11 protein-coding genes and 1 pseudogene are annotated in these 15,278 nt (G+C 61.9%); 5 read left to right on the forward strand and 7 right to left on the reverse strand.

Annotation, left to right across the window (positions count from 1 at the left end; all coding sequences use genetic code 11):
* Positions 1-40 precede the first annotated feature (40 nt).
* The 3 genes and pseudogenes from H3T90_RS09045 to H3T90_RS08310 all read right to left on the reverse strand — a co-directional run bounded on the left by H3T90_RS09045 (position 41) and on the right by H3T90_RS08310 (position 6,611).
* Positions 41-646 (reverse strand): RCC1 domain-containing protein, encoded by a 606-nt coding sequence (locus H3T90_RS09045; RefSeq protein ID WP_332468249.1) that lies wholly within the window; start codon positions 644-646, stop codon positions 41-43.
* Positions 647-717: 71 nt separating this feature from the next.
* Positions 718-3,573, reverse strand: a pseudogene (locus H3T90_RS08305) (InlB B-repeat-containing protein); the annotation flags it as partial.
* Between the two features lie 278 nt (positions 3,574-3,851).
* Complete coding sequence (locus tag H3T90_RS08310) at positions 3,852-6,611, reverse strand: phosphoenolpyruvate carboxylase (RefSeq protein ID WP_198230219.1); 2,760 nt, start codon at positions 6,609-6,611, stop codon at positions 3,852-3,854.
* Positions 6,612-6,917: 306 nt separating this feature from the next.
* Here H3T90_RS08310 and H3T90_RS08315 point away from each other — a divergent pair, with 306 nt between their 5' ends.
* Positions 6,918-8,855 carry a threonine/serine exporter family protein gene (locus H3T90_RS08315; RefSeq protein ID WP_408610700.1) on the forward strand — a complete coding sequence of 646 codons (1,938 nt, stop codon included), beginning with the start codon at positions 6,918-6,920 and terminating at the stop codon, positions 8,853-8,855.
* On the opposite strand, the gene trpS is transcribed toward H3T90_RS08315, so the two are convergent.
* A complete protein-coding gene (trpS, locus tag H3T90_RS08320; protein WP_046322131.1) occupies positions 8,852-9,937 on the reverse strand; it encodes a tryptophan--tRNA ligase in 1,086 nt (361 codons plus the stop codon). The two genes, H3T90_RS08315 and trpS, sit on opposite strands and share 4 nt — an antisense overlap.
* A 153-nt stretch (positions 9,938-10,090) precedes the next feature.
* Between trpS and H3T90_RS08325 the strand changes: the two genes are divergently transcribed.
* Positions 10,091-10,474 (forward strand): DUF3073 domain-containing protein, encoded by a 384-nt coding sequence (locus H3T90_RS08325; protein WP_046322133.1) that lies wholly within the window; start codon positions 10,091-10,093, stop codon positions 10,472-10,474.
* Between the two features lie 27 nt (positions 10,475-10,501).
* On the opposite strand, the gene H3T90_RS08330 is transcribed toward H3T90_RS08325, so the two are convergent.
* Together H3T90_RS08330 and H3T90_RS08335 are read right to left on the reverse strand one after the other, a co-directional pair.
* Positions 10,502-10,921: a sterol carrier family protein gene (locus H3T90_RS08330; RefSeq protein WP_198230221.1), complete on the reverse strand. Its 420-nt coding sequence runs from the start codon at positions 10,919-10,921 to the stop codon at positions 10,502-10,504.
* A gap of 133 nt (positions 10,922-11,054) precedes the next feature.
* Positions 11,055-11,285, reverse strand: a complete 231-nt coding sequence (locus H3T90_RS08335; protein ID WP_046322139.1) for a hypothetical protein — start codon at positions 11,283-11,285, stop codon at positions 11,055-11,057.
* 154 nt (positions 11,286-11,439) lie between these two features.
* Here H3T90_RS08335 and H3T90_RS08340 point away from each other — a divergent pair, with 154 nt between their 5' ends.
* A complete protein-coding gene (locus H3T90_RS08340) occupies positions 11,440-12,201 on the forward strand; it encodes a rhomboid family intramembrane serine protease (RefSeq protein WP_198230222.1) in 762 nt (253 codons plus the stop codon).
* A 380-nt stretch (positions 12,202-12,581) separates the two neighbouring features.
* Here H3T90_RS08340 and crgA read toward each other — a convergent pair whose 3' ends face one another.
* Positions 12,582-13,028 carry a cell division protein CrgA gene (crgA, locus tag H3T90_RS08345; protein ID WP_046322141.1) on the reverse strand — a complete coding sequence of 149 codons (447 nt, stop codon included), beginning with the start codon at positions 13,026-13,028 and terminating at the stop codon, positions 12,582-12,584.
* Positions 13,029-13,118: 90 nt separating this feature from the next.
* Here crgA and H3T90_RS08350 point away from each other — a divergent pair, with 90 nt between their 5' ends.
* Both H3T90_RS08350 and H3T90_RS08355 read left to right on the forward strand, forming a co-directional pair.
* Positions 13,119-13,874 carry a DUF881 domain-containing protein gene (locus H3T90_RS08350; protein ID WP_046322142.1) on the forward strand — a complete coding sequence of 252 codons (756 nt, stop codon included), beginning with the start codon at positions 13,119-13,121 and terminating at the stop codon, positions 13,872-13,874.
* Positions 13,875-14,990 carry a class E sortase gene (locus H3T90_RS08355; protein WP_144178613.1) on the forward strand — a complete coding sequence of 372 codons (1,116 nt, stop codon included), beginning with the start codon at positions 13,875-13,877 and terminating at the stop codon, positions 14,988-14,990.
* Positions 14,991-15,278 lie beyond the last annotated feature (288 nt).

Below are 15,278 nucleotides of genomic sequence, written 5' to 3' on the forward strand. Positions count from 1 at the left end.
AGGGCCTGGGGCGGGGGGATTGATACGCCCCTGTCCGGTCTTACTCGTGCGAAGCGTATGACAGACTATGTGTTTCCCTCCGGTGGCGGCGGGATGCCAGGACCCCGCCCATGCCCGTCATGCCGGTGGCCAGGGTCAGCAGGATGCCCTCCCCGCCGGCTTTGGGGAGCACGCCTGCAGGCGTGTACTCGTACCGGAGGGAGGTGTCCGGCTGCTGGGGTGCGTTGCCCATCGTGTAGTCCACGCTGACCGTGATCGTGCCCGGCACGTGTGCAGGTGCGAATACGGTGACAGTGTTGCCATAACGAGGGATCAGGTTTGTGCTGGAACTGGTGTCGAATCTGACGCCGGTGATCACCGGTTGCTGACTGAACACCGGCGGTACAGGAACAGGGCTATAACTCCATCTGGAGATGCTGTCATTGCCGAGCTGACCATCGGTGTTGCCTCCCCAGGCGTGGACGTTTCCGTCGCTGCCCGCTGCCAGTGAATGATTGGCTCCGCAGCTGACCTGTACAGCCTTCAGCCAGGGGCCGCTTGAGCTCGTGGATTGCGCAGAGGCGAACACCCGCACAGGGGAAGAAAGATTGCTCGTGCCATCGTTGCCGAGCTGACCAGAGGTGTTGTCTCCCCAGGCGTAGGCGATCCGTCGCTGCCCACGGCCAGGGAATGATAGCCTCCGGCGTTGACTTGCACGTAGGTGAAGTCTGCGGGCGCGTCTGCAGGTTTCTTCACCTTGACCGGCGTATTCTTCTTAGTTTCCGTCCCGTCGCCGAGCTGGCCACTGCCGTTGTCTCCCCAGGCGTAGGCGTTGCCGTCGCTGCCCACGGCCAGGGAATGATAGCCTCCGGTGCTGACCTGTGTGTAGGTGAAGTCTGCGGGCGCGTCTGCAGGTTTCTTTACCTTGACCGGCGTATTCTTCTTAGTTTCCGTCCCGTCGCCGAGCTGGCCACTGCCGTTGCCTCCCCAGGCGTAGGCGTTGCCGTCGCTGCCCACGGCCAGCGAATGCAGGTTTCCGGCGCTGACCTGCACGTAGGTGATGTCTGCGGGCGCGTCTGCAGGTCTCTTCACCTTGACCGGCGTATTCTGATAAAAGGAGGTGTACTTCCCGTCGCCGAGCCGGCCACTGCTGCCGCTTCCCCATGCGTAGACGTTGCCGTCGCTGCCCAGGGCCAGCGAATGCCGACTTCCGGTGCTGACTTGCACGTAGGTGAAGTCCGCGGGCGCGTCTGCAGGTTTCCTCGCCTTGACCGGCGTTCTTCTTTGCTCGTATGTCCCGTCGCCGAGATCGCCATAGGAGTTGTCTCCCCAGCCGTAGGCGTTGCCGTCGCTGCCCAGGGCCAGGGACTGATAGCTTCCGCCGCTGACCTGCATGTAGGTGAAGTCCGCGGGCGCGTCTGCAGGCTTCCTGACCATGACCGGCGTATACCGGTGAGTGTTTGTTCCGTCGCCGAGCTCGCCAAACGTGTTGTCTCCCCAGGCGTAGGCGTTTCCGTCGCTGCCCACCGCCAAAGAAAAGTACATGGTACTACCGTCGTATGTTGATGTGCTGACTTGGCTGAATCTTATGCCTCGGCTGGTGTTTGGCGGGGTGATGCTGGTGGAGTTGCCGCCCAGCTGGCTGCCCTGGCTGGGGCTTATGCTCCACGTGTTGTTCCGGTTTTTGGGCGTCCATTTGGCGGTGAGGGTGAGGTTCTGGGTGACGGGCTTGCTGAAGTCGTAGGCGATTTCCCCGATGAACCATCCGTCGAACAGGTAGCCTTCTCGCACCGGGTCGGGGGAGGGCCGCTTCACCCTGCCGTACGGGTAGGATACCTGTTGGGGTTCGGGTGCCCGGCTTCCCTTGGCTGTATTGAATGTGACCTGGTGGGTGGTGTCTTGTTGGTCGTTTCTGGTCAGGGTCTGGTCGATGGTGTAGTTGAGGTTTTTGGTGAAGGGCTGGCCGTCCTGCCTGCCGGTGATGAGAATAGTGGCTGGTCCCGGTTTGCTGGCGGGCATGTCCGTCTGCCAGGCGTCGTTGTTCTTGTTGAGTTTGAGCGGCTGGCTGTCCATGCTGGCTGATTCCAGTGTGGGCGCCTGTGTGGTGTCGAGCCTGGCTGGCTTGCCGAGCTGGCCCTGCCCGTCCAGGCTCCAGCGGTATAGGCTGCCTTGCCTGCTGATGGCGGTGATCCTGCTGCCGGCTTTGACGGCCTGCGTGTACGGCTGGCTTCCGTCGTCCGCTCGGGTGGGTGTTTCGCCTGGCTCCCAGGCCCAAATGCGGCCGTCCGTATCAGTGATGACGGCCTGGCTATCATTGGCTGTGATCGAGTCGGCTTTCATGCTTTCCGGCAGGCTGACCGCTGTGGGGCTGTTCTTGCCATCGGCCAGGTACCGGGTTTGCCCGTCCGCGTCCAGGAGGAGGAACCCCTGGTTGAGGGCTTGGGCCTGGACGGTGCGCGTGCCCGGGTCCTGCTTGATGCGTGCGGGCTTGGCGTTTCCGGTATTGGCCGTCTCCCAGGTCCAGGCCTGCCCGTCAGCGTCCACGATGAGGATCCGGCTGCCGGAGGCGACGGCGGAAACGGCCTGCGCTTGTCCGGGCAGGCTGGTTGTGGCCTGCTGTGTGAGTTTCGGGTTCGGGTCCTGGCTGTCGGCATCCCTGGCTTGATAGGTGCGGATTTGTCCCTGCTGGTCCACGGCCAGGAGCCGATTATCGGTGATGCTGATGCTGGTGAACCCGGCATCCTGGCCGGTGTCGAGGATGGCGGGCGTGGGTTGTTGGCTGGTCCAGGTGTAGATGTGCTGGTCGGATCCGAGGGCCGCCTGCCGTTGGCTGCCGGCTGCGGCCTGCAGGTAGCGGAACCCGTCGGGAGCCTGGGCAGGGGCGGCAACCTTGTTGGGTGTGCCGTCCTGCGTCCATGTGTGGATGCGGCCGTCGCCGGTCAGGCTGAGGATCTGGCTGCCTGCGGTATGGAAGCTCGTGTAGTAGGGTTCCTGCCTGTCGGGCGGGCTGATGGTCAGTCGCGCGCCGGAGGCGGGCCCGTGGTCCGGGCTCAGCGTCCAGTCCGTGGTCTTCGACCACTGGGCTTTCAGGGTCGTGTCCCGGAGGATGGGAGTCTGCAAGTCGAAGGGCTGGCCGTCATGAGTCCACCCGTCGAACCGGAAGCCTTGACGCTGAGGATTCTCTTGCGGGGCAGCGGCGAGGGTGCCGGTTTTCACGGTTGTTTGTGTGGGCTTGCTGCCGTTGGCCGGGTCGAAACGCACCATGTGCGAAGCCTGATCCTCCGTCTTGTCGGCCGACTTGGCTGTAGCGGAGCCTGCGCTGTCGGGTGTGCCCGTCGTCGATGACGGGGTGCTGGGCGTGGGGTTTAATGGCGTGGCGGCTTGTATCGGCGAGGGCGAGGAAAGGGGAGTGTCTGTTGCGCTGCTGGGGAGCGTGGCGGAGGCTCCGTCAGCTACGCGAGGGGTTTGAAGACCCCCTCCCCCGGAGGGGACAGGAGCGTCGTCTTGGGCGGATGCGATACCCAGGCCTGCCAGCAGGCCCAGCAGGACGATCATCATCACCAGGATGCGACGCAGCCGGGAAACCAGACGCATGAAGCCAAAACCCCTTCACCAAACACCAAGTAGAGCAAACGCCGCTTGCCTATACAAGGTTCTTCCTGTCGAAAAGCCCTTCTACCTACAAGCGCCAGCCCTGCTCTGGATTACAGGAATCGTGGCGGAAGCCAGCAGTCCTCCCGACGCCCCCCGTCTCTCACCCTACCACCCAGCCAACAAATGACATACAGCCGCATCAGGAGCACTCGAATACTACAGGGTCCCGCCTCCTGCTATCTGCGGGAGGCGGGACCCTTAAACTTGTCAAGCGGAAATCAGCCGGTGTTCTGCAGGCCGGCGGCGACTCCTGAAACGGTGCAGAGGATCAAGTAGATGAAGTCGGCCTGCTGGCTCTTGCTGAGCTCCTCCTTGTCGTTGCGACGACGCAGGGCCCGCAGAGCACGCACCTGGGTCACCGACAGGGCGTCCACATAGGGAGAGCGGATCCGGATGGCCTGGCCCAGCACGTGGCGGTGCTGCAGGGGCCACTCGTCGCCTACGATCTGCAGAACCCACTTGCGGGTCAGCTCCATCTCCGAGAGGACCTTCTGGCTCAGGTCGTCCCGGTCTCCCAGGGAGAGGTACATCTTGGCGATGCGCTCGTCGGTCTTGGCCAGGCTCATCTCGATGTTGTCGATGAAGGTGCTGAAGAGCGGCCATTCCTCGTAGGCCTGACGCAGGGTCTCCAGGTCGCCGAACTTCTCGCAGGCGGTGCCCAGGCCGTACCAGGCGGCCAGGTTGATTCGGGCCTGCGCCCAGGAGAAGACCCAGGGTATGGTCCGCAGATCGTCCAGGGACTTGGCGCCCAGACCACGCTTGGCCGGCCTGGAGCCTATAGGTAGTAGGCCGATCTCGTTCAGCGGTGTCACGATGGAGAACCAGGGGGCGAAGTCCGGCGTGTGCAGCAGGTCCAGGAAGCGCTCGTGGGCGGCCTGGTCCAGCTTGTCGGCCATGTCCGCGTACTTCTCGGTCATGGTGGTGTTGCGCTCCTCCACGCTGGGCGCGGACTGGAGCAGGGTGGCTGCAGCCACGGACTCGATATGGCGGATGGCCAAGACCGGGTTGCCGTAGCGGGCGAAGATGACCTCGCCCTGTTCGGTCAGCTTGAACCGGCAGTTGACCGAGCCCACAGGCTGGGCCAGCACGGCCCGGTTGGCAGGGCCGCCGCCACGGCCTACGGCACCGCCGCGTCCGTGGAAGAGGGTCAGGTCGATGTCATGGCTCTCGGCCCACTTGGCGATGCGCTCCTGGGCGGAGTGGAGGGCCAGGGTCGCCGAGACTGGGCCGGCATCCTTGGAGGAGTCGGAGTAGCCCAGCATGACCTCCATCTTGTTGCCGGTCTCCTTGAGCCGGGCCTGGACCTCGGGGATCTTGATGATCTCCTCAAGCACGTCCACCGAATTCTGCAGGTCCTCCAGCTGTTCGAACAGGGGGATCACGTCGATGACCGGCACGTCCTCGGCATGCTCGAAGGCCAGCCGGTTGAGCTCGTAGACGTCCTTGACGTTCTGCGCCGACTTGGTGAAGGAGATGATGTAGCGGCGGGCGGCCTTCTGGCCGTTGCGCTTCTGGATGGCTCCCAGGGCCCGGAAGGTGTCGAGCACCTCGTGGGTCATGGGCTGCAGCTCGCCGCGCTCGCCATGCAGGCCGTGCTCGCGGATGTCCTCCAAGGCGCGGGCGTGGACCAGAGAGTGTTGGCGGAACTCCATCTCCACCATGTGGAAGCCGAAGGTCTGGGCCTGCCAGATCAGATCCTGCAGGGGGCCGTAGGCCTGACGGACCGCGCCCGCCTTGGCCAGGGAGTCCTGGACCACGCGCAGGTCGGCGATGAAGTCGTCGCAGTCGGCATACATGAGGTCAGCGTCACGCTGGATGGTGGCCTGCAGACGGTCGGCGATGACCAGGACCACGGCCCGGTGCAACTCATTATGCGAGATGGTGGTGGCCCTATCGGTCAGGCGCTCGCTCATCTCCTTCTGGTGGCTCCACAGGCTCCTCAGCTCGGGGCTGGGGGGCGTGGTGGTCAGCTCCATGGTCATATTGCGGCCCACGGTGGTGGTGGCCTTGACCAGTGCCTCGAGCATGTGGTCGGAGAACTTGCGGGCCACCTTGCGCGAGACCTTGGCGGTCACATTAGGGTTGCCGTCGCGGTCGGAACCGATCCAGCTGCCCGGGTGGAAGAAGGCGGGGCAGACGGGCTTGACCATGCCGGCCTTCTTGCCCAGCACCCAGTCGTCGAAGCGGCGGTAGACCTTGGGAATGGTCTCGAAGAGCGTAGCGTCGAAGATGTCCAGAATGGTGTTGGCCTCTTCGACGGGCGTCGGCTTCTTGGCTGCGATGGGCGAAGTGCGGAAGAGGGCGTCGATCTCGTTGTGCAGCAGACGCTCATTCTCCTCCAGCTCGGAACCTCCCAGGCCGCGGCGAACGGCCAGCAGGTTGGCGATGCGCCGGATCTTGCCCTCCACGGCCTTGCGCCGCGCCTCGGTGGGGTGGGCGGTGAAGACGGGGTGGAACTCCAGCTTCTCCAGCAGCTCCGAGGCCTTGGCCGGGCCCATCTCCTGAAGGAGCTGGCTGTAGGCGCTGGTCATCTCGTTGATGGGGTCGGTGCCCTTGACCTTCAGGTCCACCTTGCCCTCGCGCTCATGCAGGACCTTCACCCGGTAGTTTTCCTCGCAGAGGTTGGCCAGATGGAAATAGGTGGTCAAAGCGCGGGCCAGCAACTGGGAATCCTTGACTGAGGTGTCGTCGATCAGGGCTACGGCCTTGGACAGGCCATCCTCGTCAGGCACGGGGTCCGAGGGGTGGCGGTTGAAGTGCTCGGCGCTGGCCGTCATCACGTCCTCGCGCAGGGAGTCGAAGCGCTTGAGCAGCTGTTGATCGAATTCCCCCAACACATCCCTGAGTAGCCGCAGGCACAAGGCCATGTCCTCATCCAACGATTGAGGCAGCTTGCGTTCCTCCGGCCCTTTTGTCCCGGTGCCGGATGTGACCAGGGTCGCATCGGCAGCCGTGATTTGCTGATTACTATCTGTCATCAGTCCTCCTTGTCGAATCGCAGGTTGCCCGGTCTTCGGCCATTCCACGGCTCCTCCGCGGTTATTGGTGGTCGGCGTTGCAGGCCCACAGCCTTCGGTTCGATGGCTCGCGGCCCATTCTAGGACGCTTTCAGGTCGAATACGTTTCATGGTCCCATGCGGCGGTGCAAGCTCACGTGACCCGGGTGGAGTATGAATGTGGGTGTGAAATTCAAGAGCAGGAGTTCCAAGGACAGCTATCGCGGCAGGGCCGCAGCCGAGGTCAGACGGGTGAGCAAGTACCACACCCATTCCATCCCACTGGATATGGAGGATATTGAACGCGACTACGACAAGCCCATCGTCGAGGCCTGCATCGCGGCCAAGACCAGCCTGATTGTGCGGGTGGGCATGCTGGAGCTGGGGGCTGGAACGGGAAGCTTCCGCGTGCGCGAGATGATGCACAGGATTGCCTACCCCATGGGCGTGCATGTGCGAGCCGACGTGAACCTGACCGATATTGAGGCCACCTGCACGGATGGCGTGTCTCGGATCACCGAGGTGGTGGACCTGCCCACCACTGGGGTCAACACCGAGCGGATCTGGCTCCTGGAGCACTTCGCTGACTGGCTCAGCGTCAAGTGCGGGCAGGCGGGGACCTACCACGCCATGTCGGTGGTCTCCAGGGAGCTGGTGGACAACCTGGACGAGCCGAACGTCTACGCAGCGGCCCGCAAGGCGGTCAAGGAGGTGCTGGCCCAGGACCAGGATGCGGCCAAGGTGTTCAAGGATGCGGTGGCCACCGCCGTGCACAACGAGGACGAGATCAGCCAGAACCGGATCGATGCGGCAGCCATAGACACCAGGACGGCCGCCGGTCTGGGCACCGTAGGCTCCACGCCTCGGCCGGAGGCCACGCCGACCGCCGCAGCCTTGGAGGATTCCGAAGATTCCAAAGCTGCTTCTGTTTCTGCTGCCTACGCGATTGAGAATTCAGATTCGAGTGCCGCTGGTTGTGCAGCCATTGGATCATCTGCAACCAGCCAAGGGCGCGACTCCGCGTCTGAGCAGCTTGGGTCTGGACGGCCTGCGTCAGCCCAAGGCCAAGCACATGAAAAGGCCAAGTCTTCCGAGGGTGCGGCACCCTCCGAACAGCCGGTGTCTTCCGACGGGTCCGCATTGGTCAGAGAGGCAACAGACTCCGCAAAGGCTGCATTTTCCGATGAGCCTGCCTCCTCTGACAAATCCGCGTCCCCAAAGCCGCAGGCAAGGGGTGGCATCACGGTCCGGCAGGCGCATGAACGCCTGGACCTGATCGAGCGACGCAAACCCCTCTATTCGCCCCTCTTTTCGGGCTTCGCCTCGGCTGTGGCCTGCGCAGCCTTCGTCTTCCTGCTGGGCGGCGGTCCCTATGACATGGCTGGGGCTTTTGTCGGCGCTGGCATAGGCCAGTGGGTGCGTCGACAGATGCTGGGCAGGCGGATCAACCAGTTCTTCGCTACCGGGGTTGCGGTCATCATCGCCGCACTGGCCTGCGTCGGCACGCTGAGACTGGTGGGTATCTTCGACCCGGTGGCTCTCAAGCACGACACGGCTTATATCGGCGCCATCCTCTTCGTCATTCCCGGCTTTCCCCTGGTCACCGGCGGCCTGGACATCGCCAAGCTGGACTTCCCTTCGGGGGTGCAGCGCATCACCTACGCCTTCTCGATCATCCTGGTGGCCACACTGGGAGGCTGGGCCGTGGCGCGGATGGTTATGCTCAACCCCCAGGGCTTTGAACCGATGAACCTGAGTCCCCTGCTGATGGCCGGACTGCGCATGATTGCAGCATTCTGCGGGGTCTGGGGATTCTCGGTCCTCTTCAACTCACCCCAGCGCATGGCCTTGGTGGCCGCCGTCATCGGCGCTCTGACCGACACCATGCGCCTGGAGATGCAGGATCTGCTTCATGTCCCTCCGGAGATGGCTGCTTTTCTGGGTGCCTTCCTGGCCGGCATGCTGGCCACGGTGTGGCGCTCCTCGGTCCGTCACGGCCTGCTGCCGCCTCACCTGGGCTATCCGAGAATTAGCCTGACCGTGCCATCCATCGTCATCATGGTGCCTGGCCTGTATATGTACCGGGCCATGTTCTACCTGGGACAGTTCAATACGCTCAACGCCTTGGACTGGGCCTTCCGGGCCTTCATGGTCATCATCTGCCTGCCCATCGGCCTGGTCACGGCTCGGGTGCTAACCGATCGCTCCTGGCGGTACGACGTCTAGTAGCGCATACCCATAGCCGAGCGGACCTGATCAAGGGTTTCCTCGGCTATCTGGTTGGCCCGCTTGTTGCCCTCGACCAGGATGTCGCGCACGGTGTCCATGTCCTTGGCCAGCTCGGCACGGCGCTCGCGGTGGGGTGCCAGGAACTCGTTGACGGACTTGGTCACGTAGGCCTTGAGGGCGCCCGAGCCGGCATTGCCGATCTCTTCGGCGATATCCTCGGGCTTGCGGTCGGTCACCAGGCCGGCTGTGGTCAGCAGGGCCGAGACCTGCGGGCGGTTCACAGGGTCGAAGGTGATCCTGCGTTCGGAGTCGGTGGGCGACTTGCGGATCAGCTTGGCCGTCTCCTCGGCGGTAGCGCCCAGCATGATGGAGTTGCCATAGGACTTGCTCATCTTGCGGCCGTCCAGACCAGGAATTTCCGGGGTGTCAGACAGGATGGCATCAGGTTCTGGGAAGACCGGAGCTTGGCCGGGGTAGCGCTCGTCGAAGCGGCGGGCGATGGTCCGGGTAAGCTCAACATGCGGCAGGTTGTCCTTGCCGATGGGGACCACGTTGGCCTTGCAGAAGAGTATGTCGCAGGCCTGGTGGACCGGATAGGTCAGCAGCAGACCGGTCAGGGCATGGCCGCTGGCCTCCATCTCGGCCTTGACGGTGGGGTTGCGGTGGAGCTCGGCCTCGGTCACCAGCGAGAGGAAGGGCAGCAGCAGCTGGTTCTCTGCAGGGGTGGACGAATGGGTGAAGATCATGGTCTTCTTGGGGTCGATGCCCGCAGCCAGATAGTCAAGCACCAGGTTGAGCACGTTGTCGCGGATGTGCTCGGTGGTGTCCCGGTCGGTGATGACCTGGTAGTCGGCGATGACGATGTTGGTGTGCACCCCGCGATTCTGCATCTGGACACGCTCGCGGATGGAGCCGAAATAATGGCCCAGGTGAAGCCTGCCGGTCGGGCGGTCGCCGGTCAGCATGGTGTAGCGGCTAGGATTCTTGTCTAGTTCGGCCAGCACCTGGTCGGATCGATGCTTGGCGGCTCTGAAGCTGTCGCTGATCTCGTTGCCTGCCGCTGTGACTTCTTCCTGCATGGTCCCACCCTCGTCGTCGTGCCGAATGTCCTTCTGGGAATTGCTTTTATGGTAAAAGTCCGAGCCGACAAGATGCGTAGGTGGTACTCTCATAAATGATGCAAATTCACATTCAAGTTGCCTAAGTGCACGTTACCTGGCGAAGGGGGTCGGATGGGCCGCGGACGTCAGAAGGCTAAGCAGACGAAAATAGCCCGGAAGCTCAAATATCTGACAACGGACACGGATTACGACGAGCTGGCCAAAGAGCTCAGCAGCAAGGAACCCGGAACCAGGGGCAAAGATCCCTTCAAAATGGTTGAAGAGGAGTACTCCAAACCGGATTCGCGCAAATCGGGGGGCCAGGACCCCGAGGATTCCCCGGACGATGATCTGAGCGATTACGCCCGGTGGGCCGCCGAGGCTGCTGCCAAGGCCACCTCTGGGGAGATGCCGGCTACGCCCAAGCCGCACAAGCGCATACCCATCCCCGTGCCAAGCGCGCTCAAACACCATAAAGATCAGAAGACCGCAGCAAAGGGGTCGTCGAGCAAGTAGCCGACCGCAGAGGTGGCCGACTATTGGTCATACCAGTGGCAGTAGCTCGTGCAGATCGTCGCGCTCGCCCACGGCGCTGATATGCCCGGCGGCGGCTTCTTCACTCCAGCTGGTGATGCCAGCGGCCAGCCGCAACCAGACATCCGGGTCCAGTTCGATTACGTCAGGCGGAGTCAGGTTATGCGGGTCGGACGCAGGCCCGTCCAGAATCTTGATGGCTCCCCAGGGGGCTACCCTGACCTCTACGCCGGGACCGGGGGCCTTGATCTCCAGCATGTGCAGGGAATAGCGGACGGCCATGGCCTTGCTGTGCCTATCGGTTTGCGGGGCCACTGTCAGGCGGTTGCCCTCCGGGCCTAAATTGCCTGCAGCCTCCTTGGCCGCATTGCGCCAGGCCAGAAAATCCCGGCGGCCTTCCTCCATGTCTGCTTCCCGTATGGCACTCATAGCTCCATTGTGACGCGCCGCCCCAACAGGCGTGTCCGGCAGGTTGCGATCAAGCCAAAATCAGGCATGAAAAAAGGAACCCGTTGCCCTCACGTTCTTGACGCTGGGTCGGATTCCTTCCCGACCGGAACGGTCAGGCCTGTGCGCCCGCTTGCAGAGGGGCTTCAGGATCCTCAGACCCCTTGTCCTCCTCATCCTTGGCCAGGCCCAGGTCGACTGGCGATGAGCTGTTCTCCCAAGGCTCCTCCCAGGGATCGTAATCCGGGTTCTGCTGCTTGTATACGAACAGAGCGACAACGCCGGCCAGCAGCGTGCCGAAGAGCAGTGCAAAGAACTTCCAGCCGTTTGAAGATGAATTCTCCATGTTTGGCTCCTTTCGACGACTTTCGTCGGTCCTGCCCACTTCGACCGACCTAGTCAACATCCTAGTAGAAAGCGGTGAACTCTGGGGCACATCGGTGCCATTGCGGCACGGAAACCGCACACCCCGGGCCGGACGGTCAGGTAAGGTATGGTTCATGGTCAATGGCACTGGCACCAGTTTCGCAGGCGGAGGGAACGGTCGGGGGCCGCTGGGATGGATCCGGCGGCGCTGGGGCGACCAGGCTCCGGTGGTGACCGTGGCCATCACCCTGATCTGCATAGCGGCCTGGGTCATCCAGATGGTCCTGTATTTGCTGGCTCCGCTTCGCTACCAGCGGCTTTTGCTGGGCTACTGGGCGTTCGTGCCGATTACCGCCATTCATGAGCCCTGGATGTTTGTGACCAACATATTTCTGCACGCCACCAATGTCTCGCATATCCTCTTCAACATGATCACCCTGTGGGTTGTGGGGCCGGTGCTGGAAAATCTGATAGGGCATGGGCGTTTCCTGGCGCTCTATATGATCAGCGGGCTGGGCGGAGACCTGGGGCTGATGGTCTATGCAGTCCTGTCGCCCAATGGCTGGGGCACGTCGGCCATCGGGGCCTCGGGCGCGCTCTTCGGACTTTTTGCCGCCATTCTGGTGGTCTATCGTCGTTTGGGGATTAACATCGTTTCCATGGTGGTCTGGATGGCCATCAACTTCTGCATGCCCCTGTTCGTGCCCGGCATCGCCTGGCAGGACCATGTGGGCGGTTTCATAGTAGGCGGCCTCTTTATGCTGGCCCTGCTGCACATGGGCCGGCCCGGCTCGCGGGTGCATGGCCTGCTCTCCTGGCTGCTGCCCATGCTGATCTTCTTGGTGGTCCTGGTCCTGCTGGCTCTGGGTTGCAACATGTTCAACCCCATGCGCTGACAATCAGCAGCTGCCTGCTGCTTTAAATCCTTCTGTGATAGATAAATGACATGGATGTCACCTATCCACATTTGTTGACAATCGTGTGGATAACCTGGGAATAAGTAACCAGAACTGGTGCATATATATCGGTAAAAAGTGGATAAGTAAACACAGAACCTAACTAGCAGTAGGGTTGTGGACAGGTGTCTCAGGCTGTCCACGATAAAGCCGGGCGATTGTGGATAACTTTGGTTTGAGTCTCGAAACAGTGGATGAAATAGGTGGAGCCGGGAAATTGAATCCACACATGCCTGACGCTCAGGGGTGGATGGATATGCAAAGAACCCCACATCTGTGCCTGGGCGGTTGCGGGGTTCCTGAAGAGTAAAGCAGCTGGATCAGTGCCACCACATGGTCATGAGGAAGCCGACCAGCAGGATGCCGAAGCCTACGGCCAGGTTCCAGTTGCCGATGCCGGGGATTGGGAAGACATTGCCCCTGGTGGAAGCGATGTAGTAGACCACGATCCAAATCAGGCCCACTACCATCAGCGTGACGAAGAGAGGCACAAACCAGCGCGGATTGGCCTTGGTGCTTTTGATGGTGTCTTCCACGCGGCGGGTGTTCTCTTCTTGACGCTGCACGATGCGGCGCATCTGCGGAGTCATGTGCTTTTTGTCAACGCTCTCGTTGAGCACGGCCTCCACCTTGTCCATGGACAGGCCATACTCCTCGTCCTCTGCATCCTCGCCAGCGCCAGCGGTCTTGTTCTCGGCCTCGGCCTGGGTCTTCTTGGCCTCGTCCACCGCCTCGTCCTCGTCATCATGGAGTTGATGCTCTGCCATGAGGTTATTCTCCTTCATTAGATCTACTAAGCCATAGTAGCGGTTAGACTCGAACGTAATACTATCGCAGACGAGGATGAGGGTATGCCTATGACCAGACGGACGGGACGGCACGGAGCGCGCAGGTCCCTGGTCGGCACATTGTCCGTGGCTGTGGTGCTGGCCCTGGTCGGGTACATGCTGACCACCAACATCCGTGTCAACAGGACGGTCACGGTCACCTCGGATACGGCCGGGCTGGTGGAAGAGCGCGAGAACAAGGCTGCGGAGCTGCGCAAGGACATCAATGACATGAGCTCGCAGATCAACGCTCTGAAGACCATCACCGATGACGACAAGGGCAACTCGGACCAGGCCCGTGAGGACCCCGGTTCGGGCACGGTGCTCAAGGCCGTCCAAGGGCCGGGACTGACGGTAACCCTCGATGATTCCCCGCTCTGGAAGCAGAAGGTGGGGTCCGACGGATCGACGGCCAACATCAATGATTACGTCATCCACCAGCAGGATGTGGAGAGTGTGGTCAACGCGCTCTGGGCCGGGGGAGCCGAGTCCATGAGGATCCAGGACCAGCGTGTCCTGCCCACCACGGCCGTGCGATGCGTGGGCAATGTGCTGCTGCTGCACGGTCGAAAGTACTCGCCGCCATATAAAATTTCGGCCATAGGACCAGTCGATCGGATGACCAAGTCCCTGAATGCTTCGCCATCCATCCAGATTTACAAGGAGTACGTGAATACGGTAGGTCTGGGATGGAATGTCGAGTCTTCGGGCAATCTGAGATTCCCTGAGACGACGGCTGTCCTGCAGCCACTCCAGTATGCATCTCTAGATGAGAAGGCACGGTAAATGACGACAGAAGACTCGGAGAATGACTGGATGTCGGTTGATAAACCTGCCGATAAGCGACGAAAGTGGCCGGTTGGGATAGCAGAAATCGTGGGGGAGCTGCTGATGACGCTGGCCGTCATCTGTGCCCTCTACGTGGTTTGGCAGCTTTGGTGGACCGGTGTGCAGTCCGAGCATCAGCAGTTGGAGACCCGTGCCTCGACCGCTTGGAGCGACCCGGGATCGGGAGATACCCGAAAGGTTGCCAAGCCTCAGAGCGGAATGCCGCCGGTACAGCCCGAACACGCCTCCGAGGGCGATCTGATGGCCCAGATCTACATCCCCCGTTTTGGACAGCGCTGGGAGCGCAACGTGGTTCAGGGCACGTCGCCCAGGGATCTGGCCTACGCGGGACTGGGGCACTACTCCAACACGCAGATGCCGGGCGAGCTGGGCAACATGGCTATTGCCGGACACCGCGCCGGCTATGGTGAGCCGCTGGGCCATGTGGACCAGCTGCGTGTGGGGGATGCCATCGTCCTGCGCACCAAGGATTACTGGTACGTCTACCACTACACCCGCTACAAGATCGTGGCTGCCAACGAGGTCAGCGTCATCGCCCCCAACCCTTATTCGCCCAACGAGGCTCCAGATCGGCGCATGATTACACTGACCACCTGTGAGCCCAAGTACACCACGGCTACCCACCGCTGGATCAGCTGGGGCGAATTCGGCTACTGGGCCAAGGTGTCCGACGGGGTGCCTAAGGAACTGCTTGGTGATAGAGGCAGCAAGGTGGCCTTTGCAGACGACAAGGGCTCGGTCATAGCCAGGGTGGGTTCCCTGCAACCGGTCTTCCTGGTTTTGGTAGCAGCCTATCTGATCATCTACCTGGCGGCCCTGGTTGCATGGCGTTACCCCTTGCTGCGGCAGATTCGCAAGGGCGAGAAGCCACAGCCCATGATCAGCCTCTACGGCTGGTTGCTGCGGCACCAGTCCGGCATAGCTCCGATTCGCTGGCTTCTGCTGATTCTGCTCCTGCTGGCTCTGACCTGTGCCTTGATGGAATGGGGCTTCCCATGGCTGGCCAGCAACGTGCCCTGGCTCAGACAGATATCCAACTACTCCGCTTTCTGATCTCGGCGGCGTGGAAAAGCGGCGGGGCCGCAGGATCCAGTGTGATTCTGCGACCCCGCCGCTTATTGATAGTCATGTCTTGCCGACTGTCAGAAGTAATTGCCAAAGGCAAAGGCAGAGGCAAAGGTCTTGTCTACGTCTCTCCAGCGGCCATGGTCCTGATGACGCAGTGTTGCAGTCGATGTGGGTTTGTCGCAATCTGGCGACGCGACTTGGCAAGCGGCCAGTCCGGCAGTTATGGGTCAACCATTATGGATTGGTTGATGGGTCCTGGCGTTTAACGCTTGG

The sequence above is a fragment of the Bifidobacterium polysaccharolyticum genome (assembly GCF_016101585.1).
GTDB classification, from domain to species: Bacteria; Actinomycetota; Actinomycetes; order Actinomycetales; family Bifidobacteriaceae; genus Bombiscardovia; species Bombiscardovia polysaccharolytica.

Bases quoted from the DNA above. Each gene is read 5' to 3' on its own strand.
- H3T90_RS08330 (WP_198230221.1), bottom strand. From the start codon at position 10,921: ATGAGTGCCATACGGGAAGCAGACATGGAGGAAGGCCGCCGGGATTTT.
- crgA (WP_046322141.1), bottom strand. From the start codon at position 13,028: ATGGCAGAGCATCAACTCCATGATGACGAGGACGAGGCGGTGGACGAG.
- H3T90_RS08315 (WP_408610700.1), top strand. From the start codon at position 6,918: ATGGAGGATATTGAACGCGACTACGACAAGCCCATCGTCGAGGCCTGC.
- trpS (WP_046322131.1), bottom strand. From the start codon at position 9,937: ATGCAGGAAGAAGTCACAGCGGCAGGCAACGAGATCAGCGACAGCTTC.
- H3T90_RS08355 (WP_144178613.1), top strand. From the start codon at position 13,875: ATGACGACAGAAGACTCGGAGAATGACTGGATGTCGGTTGATAAACCT.
- H3T90_RS08325 (WP_046322133.1), top strand. From the start codon at position 10,091: ATGGGCCGCGGACGTCAGAAGGCTAAGCAGACGAAAATAGCCCGGAAG.
- H3T90_RS08310 (WP_198230219.1), bottom strand. From the start codon at position 6,611: ATGACAGATAGTAATCAGCAAATCACGGCTGCCGATGCGACCCTGGTC.
- H3T90_RS08335 (WP_046322139.1), bottom strand. From the start codon at position 11,285: ATGGAGAATTCATCTTCAAACGGCTGGAAGTTCTTTGCACTGCTCTTC.
- H3T90_RS08350 (WP_046322142.1), top strand. From the start codon at position 13,119: ATGACCAGACGGACGGGACGGCACGGAGCGCGCAGGTCCCTGGTCGGC.
- H3T90_RS08340 (WP_198230222.1), top strand. From the start codon at position 11,440: ATGGTCAATGGCACTGGCACCAGTTTCGCAGGCGGAGGGAACGGTCGG.